This window comes from Vibrio sp. 1288 (assembly GCF_033344475.1).
This window is the reverse complement of sequence record NZ_JAWPOX010000527.1, coordinates 1-698: the sequence shown is the minus strand read 5'-3', so window position 1 is coordinate 698 and position 698 is coordinate 1. Positions and strand designations below refer to the sequence as shown.

Below are 698 nucleotides of genomic sequence, written 5' to 3'. Positions count from 1 at the left end.
TGGAACACGCTCGATTTGGGGGCAAGTTACCAAATCAACAAAGATTTTCGTTTGAGTGCGACCATCATCAACCTGTTCGACAAAGAATACATTCGTTACCAAGACGTTGCTGGCATAGCAGATGAGAGCAAACGCTACTCAACGGAACCAGGTCGTTACTTTACGGTTAACGCGAAGTTCATCTTTTAGTAGGAGCCCAGCATGAAACTCAAACTTTTAGCGCTTTCTCTTGCGTTGGCAGGCGTTCAAGTGACGAACGCAGCGCAGTGGGATTACCCTAGCGCGGCTATTACGGTCACGAACCAAGCCGAAGCGCTACGCTACTTACAAGCCAATTACGCTAGCGCTGGCGAACTTAAGTTTCGCTATCAAACCCGTTCTAAGCTTGGAGATCATTATAACTTTGATGTGTGGGTCGATGGTCAGTATCAACCGCAACGCACCATTGTGTTGTCGACTAACCAAGACCGCCAAATCGAGCGTATTTTCAAAAGCCTTGAAGATACGGTTATTCGTAATGGTCAGGCGATGCCAGCCGCAGAACTGGAATTGCCTGTTCGATTGGAAGTGACCGAGCCGCCAGCGTTGAGCTCCGGTGAGTTAGTGACGGTTCCCGTCTCAGTGTTTGATCCTGATTTACGTACGATGCAGCAACAAGCTGCGCCTGATTCCGCTTGGAATTCGTTAGAGGATTATCC

At 48.7% G+C, this 698-nt stretch carries 1 protein-coding gene and 1 pseudogene; both read left to right on the top strand.

The genetic code is table 11. The features are described from left to right. On the top strand, window positions 1-189 hold a 189-nt coding region (locus tag R8O11_RS27830; RefSeq protein WP_318194947.1), incomplete at its 5' end, for a TonB-dependent receptor. A gap of 12 nt (window positions 190-201) precedes the next feature. Next, window positions 202-698: pseudogene (locus R8O11_RS27825) on the top strand (propeptide, peptidase); the annotation flags it as partial.